The sequence below is a fragment of the Limosilactobacillus caccae genome, assembly GCF_900156885.1.
GTDB classification, from domain to species: Bacteria; Bacillota; Bacilli; order Lactobacillales; family Lactobacillaceae; genus Limosilactobacillus; species Limosilactobacillus caccae.
In genome coordinates, this window is sequence record NZ_FTOY01000011.1 from 582,881 (window position 1) to 600,919 (window position 18,039).

Annotated in this window: 12 protein-coding genes; all 12 read right to left on the bottom strand. The window is 42.7% G+C overall.

Annotated elements, in window-relative coordinates:
• Nucleotides 1-15 precede the first annotated feature (15 nt).
• Nucleotides 16-2,280, bottom strand: coding sequence for a CRISPR-associated helicase/endonuclease Cas3 (locus CZ502_RS08830; protein ID WP_076461679.1), 2,265 nt, complete (start codon nt 2,278-2,280; stop codon nt 16-18).
• Nucleotides 2,277-3,047, bottom strand: coding sequence for a type I-B CRISPR-associated protein Cas5b (gene cas5b, locus CZ502_RS08835; protein WP_076461681.1), 771 nt, complete (start codon nt 3,045-3,047; stop codon nt 2,277-2,279). The genes CZ502_RS08830 and cas5b overlap by 4 nt, the downstream gene beginning before the upstream one ends.
• Complete coding sequence (gene cas7i, locus CZ502_RS08840; RefSeq protein ID WP_076461683.1) at nt 3,034-3,936, bottom strand: type I-B CRISPR-associated protein Cas7/Cst2/DevR; 903 nt, start codon at nt 3,934-3,936, stop codon at nt 3,034-3,036. The genes cas5b and cas7i overlap by 14 nt, the downstream gene beginning before the upstream one ends.
• Nucleotides 3,937-3,949: 13 nt before the next feature.
• On the bottom strand, nt 3,950-5,677 hold the full coding sequence (locus tag CZ502_RS08845) for a Cas8a1 family CRISPR/Cas system-associated protein (RefSeq protein ID WP_076461685.1): 1,728 nt from the start codon (nt 5,675-5,677) through the stop codon (nt 3,950-3,952).
• A complete protein-coding gene (cas6, locus tag CZ502_RS08850; protein WP_076461687.1) occupies nt 5,670-6,425 on the bottom strand; it encodes a CRISPR-associated endoribonuclease Cas6 in 756 nt (251 codons plus the stop codon). The genes CZ502_RS08845 and cas6 overlap by 8 nt, the downstream gene beginning before the upstream one ends.
• A 265-nt stretch (nt 6,426-6,690) precedes the next feature.
• Nucleotides 6,691-8,925: a bifunctional metallophosphatase/5'-nucleotidase gene (locus CZ502_RS08855; RefSeq protein ID WP_076461689.1), complete on the bottom strand. Its 2,235-nt coding sequence runs from the start codon at nt 8,923-8,925 to the stop codon at nt 6,691-6,693.
• 177 nt (nt 8,926-9,102) lie between these two features.
• A complete protein-coding gene (locus CZ502_RS08860; protein ID WP_076461691.1) occupies nt 9,103-9,654 on the bottom strand; it encodes a cysteine hydrolase family protein in 552 nt (183 codons plus the stop codon).
• Between the two features lie 362 nt (nt 9,655-10,016).
• Complete coding sequence (locus tag CZ502_RS08865; protein WP_076461693.1) at nt 10,017-13,115, bottom strand: AAA family ATPase; 3,099 nt, start codon at nt 13,113-13,115, stop codon at nt 10,017-10,019.
• Nucleotide 13,116: 1 nt separating this feature from the next.
• Nucleotides 13,117-14,232 (bottom strand): exonuclease SbcCD subunit D, encoded by a 1,116-nt coding sequence (locus CZ502_RS08870; protein ID WP_076461695.1) that lies wholly within the window; start codon nt 14,230-14,232, stop codon nt 13,117-13,119.
• Between the two features lie 113 nt (nt 14,233-14,345).
• The gene (locus CZ502_RS08875; RefSeq protein ID WP_076461697.1) at nt 14,346-15,122 is read right to left on the bottom strand and encodes a tyrosine-protein phosphatase; all 777 of its coding nucleotides are present in this window, start codon (nt 15,120-15,122) and stop codon (nt 14,346-14,348) included.
• A 207-nt stretch (nt 15,123-15,329) separates the two neighbouring features.
• Nucleotides 15,330-15,455, bottom strand: coding sequence for a hypothetical protein (locus tag CZ502_RS10955; protein ID WP_255372239.1), 126 nt, complete (start codon nt 15,453-15,455; stop codon nt 15,330-15,332).
• A gap of 246 nt (nt 15,456-15,701) precedes the next feature.
• Nucleotides 15,702-17,975, bottom strand: coding sequence for a phospholipase D family protein (locus tag CZ502_RS08880; RefSeq protein ID WP_076461699.1), 2,274 nt, complete (start codon nt 17,973-17,975; stop codon nt 15,702-15,704).
• Nucleotides 17,976-18,039 lie beyond the last annotated feature (64 nt).

The window sequence follows — 18,039 nt, forward strand, 5'->3', positions numbered from 1 at the left end:
TATCTTCAGTCCCGTTTAAAAGAAGTTATCACTACCTACATCTTTATTGGCATTATAAGAATTACTTAAACCACGCACACCATCATAACTAAAAGCCTTTGTTAGTATATGAAAGCCGCATTGGTTTAACTCTTCATTTATCACCAAGTTTTTATTTGCTGCCCCGGTAATCCATAAAGGAACCGAAACTGTAAATTGATTAAGGCTTGTTAGCGCTACTATTCGTTGCTTTCTACGATCATTGCTATCTTTAAAGTTAACTTTATTATTAAGGATTTCGGCTGCTGCATGAATTTCAGTTTGATGTGCTTCATACACTTCCTCAGGAATAACATTAACCGAATCGATGTCACGAAAACGTTTGGTGATTTCGGCTTTAGTAAGGCGATCATTAGAAATACTATCTAAATAAGTAAATATTCCCTTAATGCGCATTAAATAATCAGGACTGGCTGCTTGAATATTAGCGGTAGTATATGCCCTATTAATTAACTCTAACTTTTGTTTTTCGCTAAGCGGACCATCAACTTTCATTAGCGCTTTTTTAGCTAAAATATACATACCGTAATCAACAACACTTTTATCATTGTTGCCGATTCCACTCGGTGTGGTATCACCACCATCAAATACGTATACATTATATCCATCGCCATCGAACTTTCTTTTCCGATAACAACGCCCCATCCGTTGAAACAAACCGTTTAGTTCAGATAGTTCGGTTAGCAAAACATCAAAGTCAATATCAAGCGATGCCTCAACGACTTGTGTCCCAATCCATATTCCGGAACCGGTGGAAGAGGCTTTCCCAAATTCACAAATATCTTGTTCTAACTTTGCTCGATCTTTTCGAATAAACCGACTATGAATTAGGTGAACATTATTAGTTCGGTTATTCAGCTCATCATAGAGTTTTTCCGCTTCGCTAATTGTATTACAAACAACTAATACTTTATTTGAATCATAGTGTTTCAAAACCTCGTCTGCAGAAATTTGTTGGTGTTTAATCTTTACTGAATGTCTCCATAACAACTCATTATCAATAAACGGATTATCCGGCTGGCTAAACTCCAGTCCATTATCCCTCATCAAGTCAAGGATAAATGGCGCTAAAGTAGCTGTCATTATCTGAAACTTTCCACCATAGAATTGAACGAGCTTTAAGCCATACAAAATATACGCTAACAATTCCGCTGAATACATTTGAATTTCATCAATTACAACCTTCGAATAGGATAGGGTGGCTAACTTTGACTCATAACCACGATAACGGTAAACAAAGTTAAATAACTGATCAAGAGTAGCAATTGTTAACTGCTTACTTAATTGTCGGGACTCGTTCACCATTCTGTCTAACTCATTAATATTAATTTCTTGCTTACTATTCTCATTGCTCAACAAAAAACTCATCATATCTGAATGAAGAAGTGTCAAATGCTCACGATCCAGGTGATATTCTTCACTAAACCGTTGATAAATTGCGTTAATAGCTGATCGTAATGGTAAGAGAAAAAAGCCCTTACTATTCCCGAGCCAGCGCAATGCTCCTTCACTTTTTCCTAAACCTGTCTGACCAACTACGACAATGCTTTTATCTTGATGCGCACCAGTCCATTGTTGTAATTCATTCCATTTAGCATTAGGAGAGTGCGCTTTCCATGTTTCTAAAACCGCGTTGTCTACCGGAATACGGGGATTAGATTCAACCTCGTAACACCCCGAAGCTGCATAGTCAATCCGATTCAGCATCCCCCTTAGTAACACGTATTCTTTATACCACGGGTCACGGGGGCCAGGATAATAATTTAATGTATAGTAACGTTCCGATTGTATTCTTGGAGTTGTATCCGGTAGTCCAATATCCCCAAACGGAAAAGTTGCTGCCGCAGACTTCAATTCATCAATTTCTTGGCTATATTGTAGTTCAGTAATCTCATCAAAATTTCGGTCATGATGTAGTGCAATCGCATAACATAATGCTTCAATTTCTTCCGTCGAAAAACCTTCTTCTTTTTTAAGCTGCTTAATAGGAAGTAGCGAAATGCTTAGTAACGCATGAGGAATTTCACCATTTTCCATGTGGTGATGATTTACAAGCTTGTTTTGAAACTTTAAATTCATTTTCCCTAAATCATGATATTGGCAAGCAATTTTTAATAATTTCCATTCCTTAGCTGTTAAGGCACTTGGATACTCACTTTTAATCAGTTCCCATTGGTAAAGAAGATTTTTGGTGTGGTCAACAATTGTTTCACCACTAGATTTAGCAAAATATTTATTCATTGAAAGTCTCCTTGAATATCAATAGAAGGGAAAACAGCTGTCCCATCATCATCAAATAAGAATGTCTCTTCTTCAAAGATTCGATAATTTGATAAATACAAAGCCGGAACGCGACGCCAACGACGTTCAAATTTCCCTTTTCTTGTTTCGACGAGTTTATATTTTTCAGTTAAATCATAAGTAGTACCACGGCTAAGACTACTACCGTGTTTATCCTTAAGATTAATTTTTTCTCCCCCTGATAATAAATACTGTGGAATATACGCCGCTAAGTCGCTTTGATAGTCTTTACCAACTACTTCCTTTGATGCTATTTCAACGATTTTAACATTACTTATCGTTGCTAAGTCTTCACGCCGCCCAAGGCTTGGGTATTCACGTGGATACTTTAAAGCCTGAAAAATCTGGGGAACTTCATCTTGGTTTTGGGGGATAACATGCAGTGTTAGGTTAACATCAACTAATAGCTGGGTGTGTCCGATCCCCCGACTAATTCCAAAGCCCTCAGCATTTAACTGGTGACGCTTGGGATCAAATTTCATTCCGTTTTTAAATTCATAGCGCGTAAAAAAGTCACTTGTTGACGAAGCAGACTTCCCCTGAATACTTATCGTCATCGGATGGTACTTCTTAAAGTCACATAAGAAATGAACCATCCCGATTACAGTTGAATATGGTGGTAACGGATAGGTCTCACGAAAGTCATGACTTACCGGTACACGATAATTAGCTGTTTGCTGGTAAACATTAAATTTAATTGCCTTCATAATAGTCAGCAACCTTTGCTTTCAATCCATTAAAGAACTTAGGAACACTTTCCGCCTTTAACTGTTTCTTTATCTCATCTGTATTGTCAAAGACGCCATTAATAACCCCTACCTGTGTGCCCTCTGCAACTCGTTCATCATCTAAAATACTAAGCAAACTCTCAATTTTAACTTTATTGTTAGCTACATGAACAGCATTTTCAAATAATGGATTTTTCATCTCATAAACTCCACCAATAATAAACAAAGGTTTTAAATCTTCACGACGCCCACGAATGTCTCGATAGAGATACTGGATCGTATCTAAGAGCTTTTGAACTCGCCGTGTTTTTTCATCGCCTGATAGGTTAATGCTCTCTTGAGTATCAACCCCAATTTGATCTAAATCAATGGTAATTGTGTATACATAATATGATTCATGGATTTCTGACTGTGCAATACTGTTGTTTATACTAGCATCACCAGTTTGCTGACGAATTCGCGTAGCTAGTCCCATATTAGTTAGAAAGTCTGTATCTCCCTCAAATGGTTCTTCACTTATTGCATTTGAAAGACGTACCTTGGCCGAACGAACAGCCGCACTATTCCCCTTTTCCGTTTTCATATAGCCAAAGAAGTCAATCTCAGGTGATTTTTCGATTGTCGCATCTTTAGCAAACTGAATTACTTTATTCTTTCCAGAACCATTTGTATCTAACGAAGCAAGGGGTTCGCTTAATTGGTTGACAATATTGTACCGAATAGCTTGTCGAGAGATATAAGTATATTGGTAGCCGCCTTCACGAGTTAGTTTCTTAAGTGATGTGACATTACCCAGGCTCTCGCCATAGTTAGCACTATTAGCTTCAAATATAATTGTTGCTGTTAATCCTTTAGCTTTCTCATTCATGATTTAATCTCCTTTACTTTGCTTCCCCAATTAGACCGGCAATGAACGCTAACGCATACTGTCTAAATACTTCTGGCTGATTAATATTATTGATTAACTTGCTAGGGACCAACTGATTTTGCCCAGCATAAACATTTAAGATAATCGCCATAAATTTTTCCGGACTCCCACTATTTACTGCTTGCAAAAGCTTATAAACTAATGCGTTAGCCTTCTTTCCATTTTCATTGTCTTTATAATAATTAAGAACGTATAGCCCTGCGCCGCGCATCTTTGATAAATCTTCTGATTTAACTTGCATTATTGGATCCTCCTCATTCGCTAGTTCCTTAAAAAACATTGCATTAAGGTTAATTAGCGCCATAATATGCAGCTGATTAAAACGGATATTAGACGGCTGTGAATTTAATATTAATTCTAGTTCATATATTAGGGAATACAGGTTAGTTGAATTAAACAACCGTCTAATAACTTCATCATAAATACTGTAATAATTAAAGCCACGAAAATCACTTATTCCTGCTGCAAAAAGAACTGATAATAAGTTTTTACCACTGTCTTTTTTTCCAAAGGGAACCTTGATCGCCTTTGCTATTACTCCGGCTGCAATAGGTGGGATAACCGTAAAGCGATAACTATCATCACCATAAGTAACAACCTGCACACCAGCTAAACTATAAGTAGAACTTTGATTAAGCCGTTCCTCAAAACTAGTTGTAAAGGCTCGGAATGGGCTGACATTTCCGTGATCAAGCATCTTTTGAATCATTGTTTCAAACACAGCATCATTTGCTTTTAATAAATCGCTCAATGAATGGTTATAGTTAATGAAGATCCCTTGCTTGGCCATATTGTAACTAAAGCCCGCTGAAGTACAAGAATACATTAACTGACAGATTGGACAAATAAACTGGTCATTACTAAAGTCCCACGCATTACTAGTCTTTCTGGCCGTATCATACCCCATTCCATTAATAAACCCATATGACATATTTTGGCGCTTAATCGGACGACCACAAGTACTACAAATGAATTTATCTTTGCTATGGTCTTCCGCTAAGTAGTCAACCACCGGATCTACAAAGTAATGTTGATAATCAACATAAAAATCAGTCTCTTTCGCTTGGGGATTCAAAAAAGAAACACCGTTCCATGCATTATTAATGATTGTGTACGAAAGGGTTTTAGCTGGAAAATATTTTTTACTATCTGATCTTTTAAAGTAGTCAATAACTTCTTGTAACTGACTACAAAGTTGTCGTAGATCTTCTTTTGCTTCGTCAGGAAATTTTTTTAAAAAGCCTTTCCGTTTTAGTCCTTTTAATGACTTATCTAGCAATTGCAATTCTGCAAGCACATCAAAATCACTATTAATTAGCGGGTAAAGCTTTTGGTAACTCTTTGATTTAGCAGAATACTTTAGAACATCTTTATACCATTGATCTAAAACATTAAGTGCTTTCTCATCAAAAGTAGAAAAATCATCAGCTTGCCATTTCTTTATTTGTTCTTCAAAAGCAATAATACGTTGAAAGCGAGTTAATCTTCCATAATGTAAATTACTTGCAAAAAAGTTAAAGTAATTCTGACTAAAGTTTTCTAACACACTGGTGGGAATTGTTAATTGCTGGTCTTGAACCATACATCGGTCACCTAAAATACGATGCAGACCAACGATTCCTGCGTTCTCAAGCCAACTTTCTAAATGAAAACTAATTGTCGCGGGTAATTTCTCAGTCATCGTCTTCCACCTCTTTTACCAGCCCAAGCATTCCTGCAAATGAACCACGTTTACCCCCAAGGCCACTATTTAAAATATCATTAAGTAATAACGGGCTACCTTTCAGTTCAAAAGTACCGACACTAGCTTCTACATATTGACCAAAAGGATTCATTACGGTTTTTTTCATATTTAAAGGGGTGAATTCTAACGTATCAACCAACCCTTGCATTGCTTTTGAAGTTTGGTGAACCCGCACGGATTCTTTTAGTGCTGTACGATATTCTTCAGTAACCCGATTTCCTACACAAGATAGGAAATAACCATCTTGCCGCCGAATAACTAACGGTGACATTGTTTTAAATATCACCCTTTCACTGGTAATTGTTGGAACCGGAACATCAAATACTCTTCCTACATTCACATTTAAGGTACTGTTAAACGGCCTATCTTTACACGAACACAACCACTGAAAGGCATTAAAGAAGTTTAATCCTAATTTCATATCATTTGTTGAAAAGTAGATAATTGCGTTTTGCTTTTCACCAAGCACAATTGTCTTTCCCTGAAATTGTGCATGAGGGAAAAAGACACTTATTGCAAAATCCTTGATCCTATTTTCAGCATATAGATACTTAAATAACTCTGGATTAGTGTTACTCAATCCAAACTTAATCAGTGATAGCATACTAGCCTGATAAGAGATGTTAAGTTTTGCCGGCATATTCTCCGTTTTAGAGTATAACGACAACGGTACTCCAATCCGCATTTTTGAAAGCGCCTCCATTCGTTCTTATAAAGTTGGTTTATCATTTTCCGGTTTGTTTTACCATATGGTGGTTTATTCCTCGATAGTTAGATAAATTATTGTTTGAGTAAAAACCTCCATAATTTACATTCCACAAATGATAGATTACTTATTCTAATCATAGCATATTCAAGGTTCCCAATCTCAAGGCCAATCGTAGCTAACTTTTAGTTTTATCCGAAACACCCGATAAAAAACGCCCAGGATTTCCCGAGCGTTTTCTCTATTAGCCATGGCGCCGCTTGCGGTCAATTACCGTTAAGCCGGCAGCACTCATTAAGCTACTTCCAAGTAATAACCAGGCAAGACTTTCATCATTACCGGTTTGTGGAAGCTTAGTATTTGTTTCCTTGTTAGCTTGGCCGGTACTTACCTGCTTAACACTCGTGCCGTTATTTACTACTTTACCAAGGTGGATAACCTTCTCACCCTGGCCAGCTGCCCCAGTTGCCGGGAGGATTACCGTCGTTCCTGTATTAGCACCAGCAGCTGGTTGTTCAGCTTCAGTCACTTCAGTCTCAGTAGTATTACTGTCGTCTGCCCCAGTAGCTTGGTCTGGCGCTGGATTTTCTTGACCATTAGCTTGGGCAAGTTCTTCCGCTGTCTTGTAGATCTTCCGGTCCATCGTTGGTGCCGTGATTGGGTGACCAGCTGCGGTCATGTCCGTAATGTAATTAATAAATGCATCCGTATCTTGACCAACGATGCCGACAAGTTTTGTATCCTTAAAGGCGGAGAAACCATCCCCACCGCCAGCAAGGAAGTCATTGATCACCACATTATAAGTTTTGTTCATGTCAAGCGGGTTGTTATCCGCGTCATAAACCTGAACAACCTTAAATGGTTGCTCTTCATTATCCTGGTCAGTATAAGTATAACGAAGGCCCGCAACCTGTAGGTAGTATTTTTGTCCTTCGTCATATTGCTGGTTAAGTGCCTCAACAATTTGGGCACCCGTCATCTCAACAACCCGTAAAATGTTACCAAATGGTTGAACGGCCTGGGCACTTCCCCAGGAAATTGACTTGTCATCGTTAACGTGGAGGTCAGCCCGAACACCACCATTATTGGTCATTGCAAAGTCAGCGGCAAAGCCCTTCTTTTTTGCTTCGAAAAGTTGCCCATCGACAACTAATTCACCAGCCTGGTTTTCCCGCGTCGGTGAATTATGCAAACGACCGAGAATATCTTCAGCTGTTGCGGCTTCCCCAATCTTCTGGTTGATAATTGGGTTAACCCGTTCATTGGCATCCTTGACAATTGCAGCAACTTCAGGGTCATCCTTGATCTCCGGCGCATCTTCTGCAGAAAGAACTGGGAAGACGTGAGAAACAAGGCTTCCCTTTGCGAAGTCATTCGTTGATGGATCGATGTAGCCGATCACGTCATCGTAAGCCTTCCCCGTGTATACCGCTTGAACCAGCTTTACACTCCCCACTGTCGCGTTGGCATACTGGTGGGAGTGTGCAGCAATGTACAGGTCAACAGAGTTGTCAGGGTCAATTTGGTATAACTTCTTAAGGATATCAACAGCATCACCAGCGGTCTCACCATCCTTATTTGTGGAAGCTCCCGTGTGGGCAAGGACAACGATGGCGTTGACCCCCTTCTTGCGGAGGATCTGGTCATACTTAGCAATCGTCTCTGCTTCGTCGAGAATGTCATAGTCCTTGTAATTATCATAAAGAGTCAAGATCGGAAGAGAAGTCGTCTCAATCCCGATAAACCCAACTTTTACAACCTTATTATCACTGGTATGAATTTCTTTAATCAGGTATGGCTGTAACCCAAATGGAATCTGCCCATCAGACTTATTAACCACGTTGGCTGTGATAATGTTGATCCCACTAGGAATGTGTGGGTAGGCCATTTCAGCGTCGTTATACTGCTTAGTCGGCGCTTCCCCGTTAACAATCCGCAGGTATTCCGGTAACCCTTCATCAAATTCGTGGTTCCCCAGCGTCCCCACTTCAAAGCCCATTGCTTTTAAGGCGTGCATCGTTGATTCATCTTGTAACAAGGCCGAGTTGGCTGGGGATGCCCCAACCATATCCCCAGCTTCCACCCGGATCGTTGTTCCGGTTGGGTTGGCCGCTTTAAAGCTCTGTTCTGCCGCGTTCAGGTGGGCAGCTAAGCGCGCAGCCGTCCCGACATTAGAATACTTGTTATTACCAATCGTGGCTGAGCCAGTCGTTTCCAGTCCCCCGTGAAAGTCATTGATTCCTAAAATTTGAACAGGCACGGTCCCCTTGTAATCCGCAGGGTTTGCCCAGTCAGTCGTTGCTTGTGGTGTACTTGCATCATCAGCGTTGGTCTGGACCATCGGCGTCACGTTTGAAGTCTTGGCTGCCGGTTGCTGATTGTCAGCAGCATCATCGGCGTGTGCGTTAGTTGCCTGCAAGGACAAGCCAAGCAAAGCAGTTCCTAATAATAAGCAATACTTTGAACTATTATTCTTCATAAAACTACTCCTTAATATAAATAACAATGAATTAACAGCGACTTGCAAATTCGCTTTTAATTTTATCATGGTAGCGTTACCAAATATATAAAAATTTGAAAATTATCCGTTTTATTACAAGTTTTATGAAAAAAATATTACTAAAATCATAGTAAAAGAATGGTAAAAAGGTTTAGGTCAGTCGATAATTGTTGCTCCTAAACTATTTTTAAAGTGGTCAAATGCCCATTCATCACCGTGCGCCGTGAATGTTGCTACCCCAGCCCGTGGAATCGTAATTTCATAATCAAGATTATAGGCTGCAATCGCCGTATGCAGGACGCAGATATCCGTGCAAACGCCAGCAATCCATAGTTCCTTGATATTTCGCTCACGTAAGAAGTTATCAAGGTTTGTATTTTGAAAAGAGGAATAGCGGTTCTTAGCAAACTGGTAAACAAGTCCACTATTTTGGTGCTCACCATACCACTTGCCTACCTGCCCATAGAGATCGCGACCCGGTGTCCCAATGATGTTATGGGGTGGAAAGAGCTTTGCTTCTGGATGAAACGGGTCGTGTAAACGGTGGGCATCAGTCGGAAAAATCACGAAGTCTCCATTTAGGTAAAATTTATCTGCTAAGCTCGCCAGGTAACCATCAAGGGCTTGGGCAGGCTTACCACAAGTCAGTGCCCCATCATCAGCGACAAAATCATTTGTATAATCAATAATCAATAGTGCTTTAGTCATTGCAATCAACACTCCTTTTTGTTTTCTCTATTGTACGCCGCCAAGCGCGAACAAAAAACATAATATCCAAAAAGCCCCTGGTTACTAGCAAGAAAAGGCTTGCATGCTCTTTTCAACTAGCCACCAGGGGCTTACTTCCCGTAATCGCTATATATTATTCGGGATTTAACAGGGGACATTCTATTCAAAAATATAATTTTGTTAAACGAAAGAGAGTTATTTTTTAAGTGAGGTTGTCCATTATCAATTTATGGAGAATAGGAGTTTACTAGGTATTTTATCGACAACGAACCAGAATAGTCATGCCCCCTATTAATATATATACGTAAAAAAACGGAAAATGCACTTTTTTATTTTAAAATTTATAGTTCGTGGCGGTAGGAAACGTGGCTACGCCCATTATGTGATTCAACCAGTAATTGGTCGGGCACTTGTTCTTCTAACTCGGTCACGTGACTGATAATGCCGATCATCCGGTGCCCTTCTAATTCCTGCAAAGCACGGAGCGCATCTGCCAAGGCCTGCTGGTCAAGTGAGCCAAAGCCTTCATCAATGAAGAGGGCGTCAATGCTAACGCCCCCACTTTGCTCCTGAATAATCTGGCAAAGAGCAAGCGCTAAGGCCAGGGACGCCATAAAGCTCTCCCCACCCGAAAGCGTCCGGGCACTCCGCGTACGGCCAGCATTATCATCGTATACGTTCACTTCTAGGCCGCTCCACTTCCTACCAGCCCCGTGACGCTCTTGCGATAGTTCAAACTGGTAGCGGCCATTTGTTAGGTGGGCCAGCTGGACATTGGCAGCGACCAGTACATCCTGGAAGTAGGACTGGAGAACATAGCGCTCCAGGCCGAGACTATTTTCTGTATTACCAGAAACAACATCTGTCAGCGTCTGCAATTCGTTGAGTTGTTGGTTCAGTAAACCTGTTTTTTCTAATAGCTTGGCTACCCGTTGATGACTACTTGTAACGTCTTTATAGGCGGCATTTAGCTGGCCAATCTTTTGCTGACTAGCAGTCAGTTTTTCGTTAGCTGCTGCTAACTTAGCCTGCGTTGCCGGAATATCTGGTTCCTGCCGACCCTTAATTAACGTAGTCAGCCGTTGTTGTTGCTGTTGATTATCATGCATGCTGGTCTGGTAGTCCGCGAACACCTTCTGCAATTCAGCAAACCTTGGTAATTTTTCGCTAGCCTGCGCCCAGAAAGTCCAGGTTAGTGTTGGACGATAATCGTTAAGGGCGTCTTTAAGTGCCGCCTGCCGTTGGTCCTGTTGGTTAGTCAACTCCTGCTGGTCTGCCTGGTCTTTTGTCAGCTGACTCTTGGCAACCGCCATTGCCTGGGTGATGTTTTGTCGCTCTTGCCGGGCAACTTCATAGTCTTTTTCAAATATTGCCACCTGTTGATCATAAGTCGCAAGCCTCTTTTTGGCGGCCGCCTCGTCAGTGAGGTCATGGGGTAAACTGGCTTGCTTTTCTTCAAGAATTGCTTGTTGTTTTACTAGCTCTTGCCTAAGTGCTTGCTCGTGCTCCCCTATCGTTGCTAGCTCATCTTGGCAGGTAGTTAGCTGCGCTCGCTGCTCGTCATGTTGGTGCTGCCAAGCAGTCAGTTGCTTCTCCCGCTTTGCTAGGTCGGCCTGCGCTTGCTGCAGCTGGTCGGCTTGTGCTTTGACCTGTTTTTGCCAATCAACCGGTAACTGGTCAAGAGACAGCAGGCCGGCAATCACTTGCCCTAAGGATTGCACCTGTTCTGCTTGCTTTGCGACCTGTTTCTGTGCCTGTAGCAACTGCTCTTGACTCCGGTTGAATTTCTCCTGACACCTTTGGAGAGCCGCCGTTGCTGCTTTTAGCTGGGCATCAGTCACTAACTCGCCTTCTTCTTCAGCTTGTGCTGGTTGCGGGTGGTCGAGAGCACCACAAACGGGGCACGGGCTACCCGGCTTTAGTTTTGCCGCGAGAACAGCAATCTGGTGGCGGGCATAGGCATCATTTAAGTCCGTAGTCTTTTCTTGTTGTTCGTCAACGGCTGCCTGCTGCTGGCGGACGGTCTCCTGCAATTTGTCAACGGTTGCCTTCTCTGCTGCTAACTCACTGGTGAGCTTGTGATAATCCGCGGCCTTTTCCTCAAGCTGCTGTTGAGCTAGCTCCTGCTTGTTCAACTTAAGCTTTTCATCAGTAAGATCCCCACTACTTTTGATCTTCGTTGCTAAGTCAGCTAGTTGCGCAGTAAGCTGATCTAGCTGTTCTTGTTTCTCCTGTTGGTCAGCAGTAATTGCTGTTGATTTCTTGTTCAATTTGCTAACTGATCGCTTTAAGCTTGTAACCGTTGTAAAGAGAGGGAGCTTTTCCTTAAGCGACGTGGCTTTTTCCTTAAGCGTCGCAATTGCTGGCTGTTTCTGAGTCAGTTCTTCAACCCTGGTGCTTACCGTCGCTAGTTGGCCAGTTAACTTTTCCTGCTTAGTCGTCAGCTCGGTAATCTCCTGGGCTAAACTAGTTAACTGCCGTTCCCCGTCTTGCCAGCGCTGGTAGTCTGTCTGGTGGCTGCGGAACCATTGGAGGTCAGCTAGTTCCTGTTCGACTGCTGTCATCTCTTCCCGGCGGCTCGCTAATGCTGCTGCCACTTTTTTAGTCGCGGCTAATTCCGTCAGGTGGCTTTGCAAGTCTTGTTCAGCGTGAAGTTGGTTTGTAAGGGTGGTAACTACGGTTTGTTGGTGGTCAGCACTTGCCGTTAGTTCATTGAGCTGGTTCTTCGTCTTTGCCAATAACTGGTCAACTGCGGCTAGCCAGTCTGCTGCTGGTAGCTGGGGGTCAATTTCACTGATGTTTTCCTTAAACGACTGGAGCTTCGTTTCCTGGGCAGCAAGATCTTTTTTCTGTACGCTCAATCGTGTCTTTAGCTCATTGGTCCACCGGTCATACAGGCGGGTGTTAAAGAGGTCTTTAAGGAGTTCCTGCTTTTTATTACTATCGGAATCAAGAAACTGGCGAAACTTCCCCTGGGGCAGGAGGACAATTTGCTTAAACTGGTCCCTGGTCAGATTTAGCAAGGCTGTGATGAAACTGTCGGCATCCCTTAGCTTGGTAATTTCATGTGGCCGTTCACTTTCAAGCGGGTAAATTAAACTCACCGCCTGGTTATGGTCAACCATTTTACCGCCGCGCCCTTGCAGTGTCTGCTTTGGCCGCCGCATAATTTGGTATTGCGTTCCCTGATGACTAAAGATAAAGGCCACCTTGGTCTCCTTGTCCGCGGGGGCGAAGTCAGAACGCAAGGCAGCAGCTGACCGTTCATCAATACTGGTTTCACCAAACAAGGCATAGCACATTGCGTCAAAAATAGTCGTCTTCCCCGCCCCAGTATTACCGGCGACAAGGAACAATGACTGGTCACGGAACTGGGTGAAGTCAATCACTTCATGCTCATACGGGCCAAAATATTGTAGTTCGAGTTTTACCGGTCGCATCCTAATCCTCCTTCTCAACTGTCGTTAGCGTATCTTCTGCCCACCGCCGCTGGTCGGCAGATAATGAAATTCCCATCGTTTGCTGGTAAAAATCAGCTAGCAAGTCCATCGGCGATTCTTTGGCGCGTTGCTGGTTGGCCCTGGTTGTAATTGCCTGTGCCTGGTGGGTGCGGTGAAGGCTCACGATTCGCGAATAATGCTCCCGTAGTTTATTTAAGACGTCTGGGATCCGCTGATGGTCCGTTAGTTCAATGTCATAAAAGTCGTCACGGGGATGGTCGTTGGCCGTTGCAACTAGTTCTGCAAAGCTCCCCTTCAGTAAGTGAATATCGTGAACCGGGCTAAGTGGAATCCACTTAACCGTAAACGGTGCTGTATCAACTAGCCAGACTCCCTTCTCCTGTTTTGCTTCGGAAACAGAAAACTTTAGCGGTGAGCCACTGTACTTGATCCGTTCCTCTTGCAAGGCATTGCGATTATGCAGGTGACCAAGTGCAACATAGTCAAATGGCGCTAGCGTATCAGTTGTCACCGCACTTAGGCCCCCTACTTCAATGAGGGTTTCCGAGTCTGCGGTCCGTTTGCTACCAGCAGCAAAAAAGTGGGCAACTAAGACGTGCTGTTTATCCGCTGCAAAGCGCTCAACCATCGCGGCAACAATCCGCCGCATCGCGTCATTAACATTTTTGATCGTGTCATCACCAAAATAGTTGCGAACCTCTTGAATACCAAAAAACGGCAGGAGGAAGAACTGGGTATCCTTGATCGTCACTGGTTCAAAGGCTCCCGCGAGGGTGGTAGTTAAATAAAAATCTTGAAAGCTAAACCAGTCTGCGCCAGTGCTTAGCCGGGCAGCAGAATCATGGTTCCCACTAATTGCTAAGATGGGGAATTGATCTTGCAAGTTTAATTGTTGCAACATCTGGTTTAGGGCCTTGACCGCTGCTTCGTTGGGGATACTGCGGTCATATAAGTCACCAGCGATTACGACGGCGTCAACTTTTTCAGCGATTGCGATTTTTTCAATCTGCTTGAAGGTCACTAGTTGATCGTCAAGCAGACTAAAGCCGTTGAGTGTTTTACCGATATGCCAATCGGCAGTGTGTAAGAAGCGCATTAAAATCCTCCGTTCTAGAAATTGTCCTTACTTAATATATACGTAAAAATACTTATTCTGCACTTTTTTGGATTGAAAAATGCTCCCCGCTAGCCTAGCAGAGAGCATCAATTTTAAAATAACCCGAATAATTTTTTCCGTTGCTTGATTTCCGTAATCTGGTGACGGGCAACCTCATCCCCGTTGATAATCGCCCGGGCGTTATCCCCGTATTCTTGGGCAACGTCCTTGCCAAATTCGCGGGAAAGTTTCTTAAATGCTTGCCGCATCTCGTATTTCCGTCCTGGCAGGTCATGCGCGTCGGAAGCAAAGACATAGCCCTGCCCCGCGGCAATCAAGTTTTTACTAAACTTTTCTACCTTCTTACCAAAGGTGCCGACATACGAACTAGCCGTAATCTGTGAAAGGCATCCCTTTTCAAGCATCTGGTAAAGTAAGTCCGGTTCGGCCATAATCTTGGTGTTTCTCTCTGGGTGAACGACCACCGGCGTAATCCCCCGTTGCTGAAGCTCAAAGATCATCTGGTTGGTGTAATGCGGAACATCATTATCTGGAAATTCCATCATCATGTACTTACCAGTCTCATCCGCAAATAAAATATCATCATTGTCTAAGGCGTCAATCAATTGCCCATTAATCCGTACTTCCTGACCAGGAAAAACCGTCAGCGGAATGTTGTGGCTATTGAGTTCCTCTTGAAATTCCTTCGTGCGCCGGATGACGTCTTTCTTGTGGTTGACATAGTGGCCGTTCATGTGGTGCGGTGTCAAGAGCGCATGCGTTACCCCGTTTTCCGTCGCCTCTTTTGCTAACCGCAATGAAACGTCCATGTTTTTTGAACCATCATCAATCCCTGGGAGGAGGTGACAGTGTAAATCTATCATAACCATTGTTATCGTATCCTTTCCCTCGTAACATGTATACGTTAAGTATATCAATTTGAGGGCTGATTTTATAGCGGGTTGGGTAAATCTATGTGAAATTTTTACCTTATCAGCAATCTCCGCTTTTTAATTACCGCTTGGCGGTGAAAAATGCCCCACAATCACTAGCTTCCGGCTAACAATTGCAGGGCACCTAACTCCAACAACTCTTATTTAGTTAGTCTTCTTCATTAACTTGCACATTAATAACAATGGCCAAATCATTGCACCGGCTACTAATGCGATCAGAACTAACTTTTGGTTCTTTGATAAGTTGCAACATACTGGACACTTCTTCATAATAATCGCTCCCTTATCTTATAAGCTAATATCAATTATACCCTACTTAGCCCCATTTTACCTTAACGTAAAAGTAAATTGGCCAAACAATTAAGACAATAATGATGACCCATACGACAATTTTTTCAAATGGGTTAAGCTTGCGCGGCTGTTTCATAACTCATTCCTCTGCTATTGCTTTTCTTCATTTTAACACATCAACCCGCTAGTCTTCATTCGCAGGTTGTCCCACTTAAATACAGCGGCCTACTTATCATCTTTTTTAAACCAGCCAAAGATACGGTGCCGGTGGTTTCGTTTTTCTTCCATCTTGGTTAATTTCGTAATGGCTTCCGTTAGTTGGACATTATTATCAATTTTTCGGGCATCCTGTGCCAGTTTACTCGTATTATAGCGCTGCTGGAGGGTGTCGCTATTTAGCCACTCGTCAAAGTGCGCGACGTCAACGATAAATCCCGTCGACGTATATTGATAACTGATATGGTACTTTCGTGGTAAGTACTGAAAATAACGGTCCATCATCATCGACCCACTATTCCGGGAGGTGTTATCCGAGACCTTATTAAAGAGCTGCTTATTAATCTGGGCCTTTAAGCGTCCATCCTGTTTGATAAAAGTAATATCACTACCGACTTCTGCCTGGTTAATCAACATTGTCCAATCGTTACGGCCGACAAAGAGAGAATAGTCATAGTTATCCTTAAAGTAGTCCGCCACCTGGTCAAACATTTCGAATTCATCCATCGCCTGCTTTAGGACGTATTTAATCGGGTATAAGAAGTCTTTTTCAATCTTTTCTTCGGTATCGGCAGACACATCACTAAAGAATTTTGCTAGTTCAACCTGGCAGTAGCGGTATAACTTGTCATTGGCCCGGCTCAAGAGGCTGTTTAACTTTGCCTCTCGTTCATCGTCCTTACCGGAAAAGGCAGATTCGAAACTAAGGTACCACAGGCGCCGCATAATTTCTGGTTTAAGGGAAAACTGTGACTTGCTGTCTCCCTCACGGCGGTTCATTGTGAAGATAAATGACGGGGTCGCCCGGGTAAGTTTACGGTTATTAGTAATTTCCTTAATAAAGCGATCAAAGTATGGCCGGGTCGTTAAGTCAGGGCTTATATCGTCAATCATCATCGGGCTGACGGGACCGTTACTGTACATATAGTCACTGAGAACATTGGTGATGGTCAGATTGATATTTGACTTACCGAGGGCATAGTTTTTCGGATCAAATACCCCACCATCAAGGAAGTTGCCGCTCCCGGTAAGTTTAGCCGCAAAGCGCTTCCCCAGAGTTGACTTCCCAGTCCGTCCCTGACCGATCAAAGCAACACCCAGTGGAACATCTTCGCGGGATTTGCTGCTCTCCGAATGCTCATACATATTCCGAATCCGCCATAACCAGGGTGCTTCAAAAAGGAAGCACATGAAATCGCAGGCCTGCCAACCCTCACCGACTTCTTTATAGTTATCATATTCATGGGCAATATCATTAAATAACAGGAGCTGTTCATGTAAGTCCTCCCCCGCTAAATCAGACTTCACCACTTCCGACTTTACATTGTCGCCCACACGGGGTGACTCAAACAATTGACCATTGTTGTAAAGCAAAACTGGTTTCGGGTAAAGATCTTCTTCCTTATTAATCTTACCCTCGACCGCATTTTTTCGTGATTCACGTTTCACTACTTGCGTAAGACTATAGAGTTCTTTTCCGATGTTCTCCAGGTTGCGTTTTTTATAGCCAGCATCCCCAAACAGTTTAACTGTCTGGGCAACACTCAACTTCTCCTGCGCTGATAGCTTCTCCATCTCTTCGTCAGCGCGGTAGTCTTCCCTGAACTTTTTAATCTCGGTAGGCTCTAAGACAACAACATCCTTACTATTTTCATCCTTATTCTTCACCATCTCCGCCATATCTGTGTAGACGTTTATCTCTAGCTGCTGTTCATTTTTCGCTTTTAAAAAGCCCGCCATCTTTTTGGCGTCGAGGAAAGTAGCCGCATGGTCAAGGTTATCTTGAAATAGTTGCTGGTGGCACTGGTACAGTTTATCTGTCTGCTTGCCATAGTCACAGTCCAGCTGCTCAACGTTACGGTGTAAAGCCGCCTCTGTCAGGTTCATTGATCCAGAGAAGGCAAGGTAGTCGGTATCATTGGTCATTATGTAGGTCTTGGTATGGATTAACTCTTTTTTCGTGAAGAATAGTTTTAAACTGCCATCCAGGATGCGCTGGGTGAACGCACTATCTTGGTGACGGTAGCCATATTTCACAAATTCATTGCGACTTGTCAGCTGACTCAACCGTTTGCCAATTGATTCTGCCCCGTTATCGCTCAGGCCAAGGACGAGGGTGACCTGTTGATACCGCGGCAAAAGGTTTTCTTCAATAAACTTAATTGACGAAACAAACGACACCCCTTTAAACGCGGTGGGCGTAGTAATGTGCTGCCCCGTAAAATTCCAAAAATCAGCATCGGATATTAGTTCCTGCTTTGTATAATCCAAAATATCTAACATGATTATTACTCCCTAAAGTATTGTTGTCTTCTTATTGGAACTTACCTCAGCTCGTCCGTTTGAT

Excerpts from the sequence above, each read along its gene's own strand:
- cas7i (WP_076461683.1), bottom strand. The coding sequence starts at position 3,936 with ATGAATGAGAAAGCTAAAGGATTAACAGCAACAATTATATTTGAAGCT.
- CZ502_RS08830 (WP_076461679.1), bottom strand. The coding sequence starts at position 2,280 with ATGAATAAATATTTTGCTAAATCTAGTGGTGAAACAATTGTTGACCAC.
- cas6 (WP_076461687.1), bottom strand. The coding sequence starts at position 6,425 with ATGCGGATTGGAGTACCGTTGTCGTTATACTCTAAAACGGAGAATATG.
- CZ502_RS08870 (WP_076461695.1), bottom strand. The coding sequence starts at position 14,232 with ATGCGCTTCTTACACACTGCCGATTGGCATATCGGTAAAACACTCAAC.
- CZ502_RS08845 (WP_076461685.1), bottom strand. The coding sequence starts at position 5,677 with ATGACTGAGAAATTACCCGCGACAATTAGTTTTCATTTAGAAAGTTGG.
- CZ502_RS10955 (WP_255372239.1), bottom strand. The coding sequence starts at position 15,455 with ATGAAGAAGTGTCCAGTATGTTGCAACTTATCAAAGAACCAAAAGTTA.
- CZ502_RS08855 (WP_076461689.1), bottom strand. The coding sequence starts at position 8,925 with ATGAAGAATAATAGTTCAAAGTATTGCTTATTATTAGGAACTGCTTTG.
- CZ502_RS08875 (WP_076461697.1), bottom strand. The coding sequence starts at position 15,122 with ATGGTTATGATAGATTTACACTGTCACCTCCTCCCAGGGATTGATGAT.
- CZ502_RS08860 (WP_076461691.1), bottom strand. The coding sequence starts at position 9,654 with ATGACTAAAGCACTATTGATTATTGATTATACAAATGATTTTGTCGCT.
- CZ502_RS08865 (WP_076461693.1), bottom strand. The coding sequence starts at position 13,115 with ATGCGACCGGTAAAACTCGAACTACAATATTTTGGCCCGTATGAGCAT.
- CZ502_RS08880 (WP_076461699.1), bottom strand. The coding sequence starts at position 17,975 with ATGTTAGATATTTTGGATTATACAAAGCAGGAACTAATATCCGATGCT.
- cas5b (WP_076461681.1), bottom strand. The coding sequence starts at position 3,047 with ATGAAGGCAATTAAATTTAATGTTTACCAGCAAACAGCTAATTATCGT.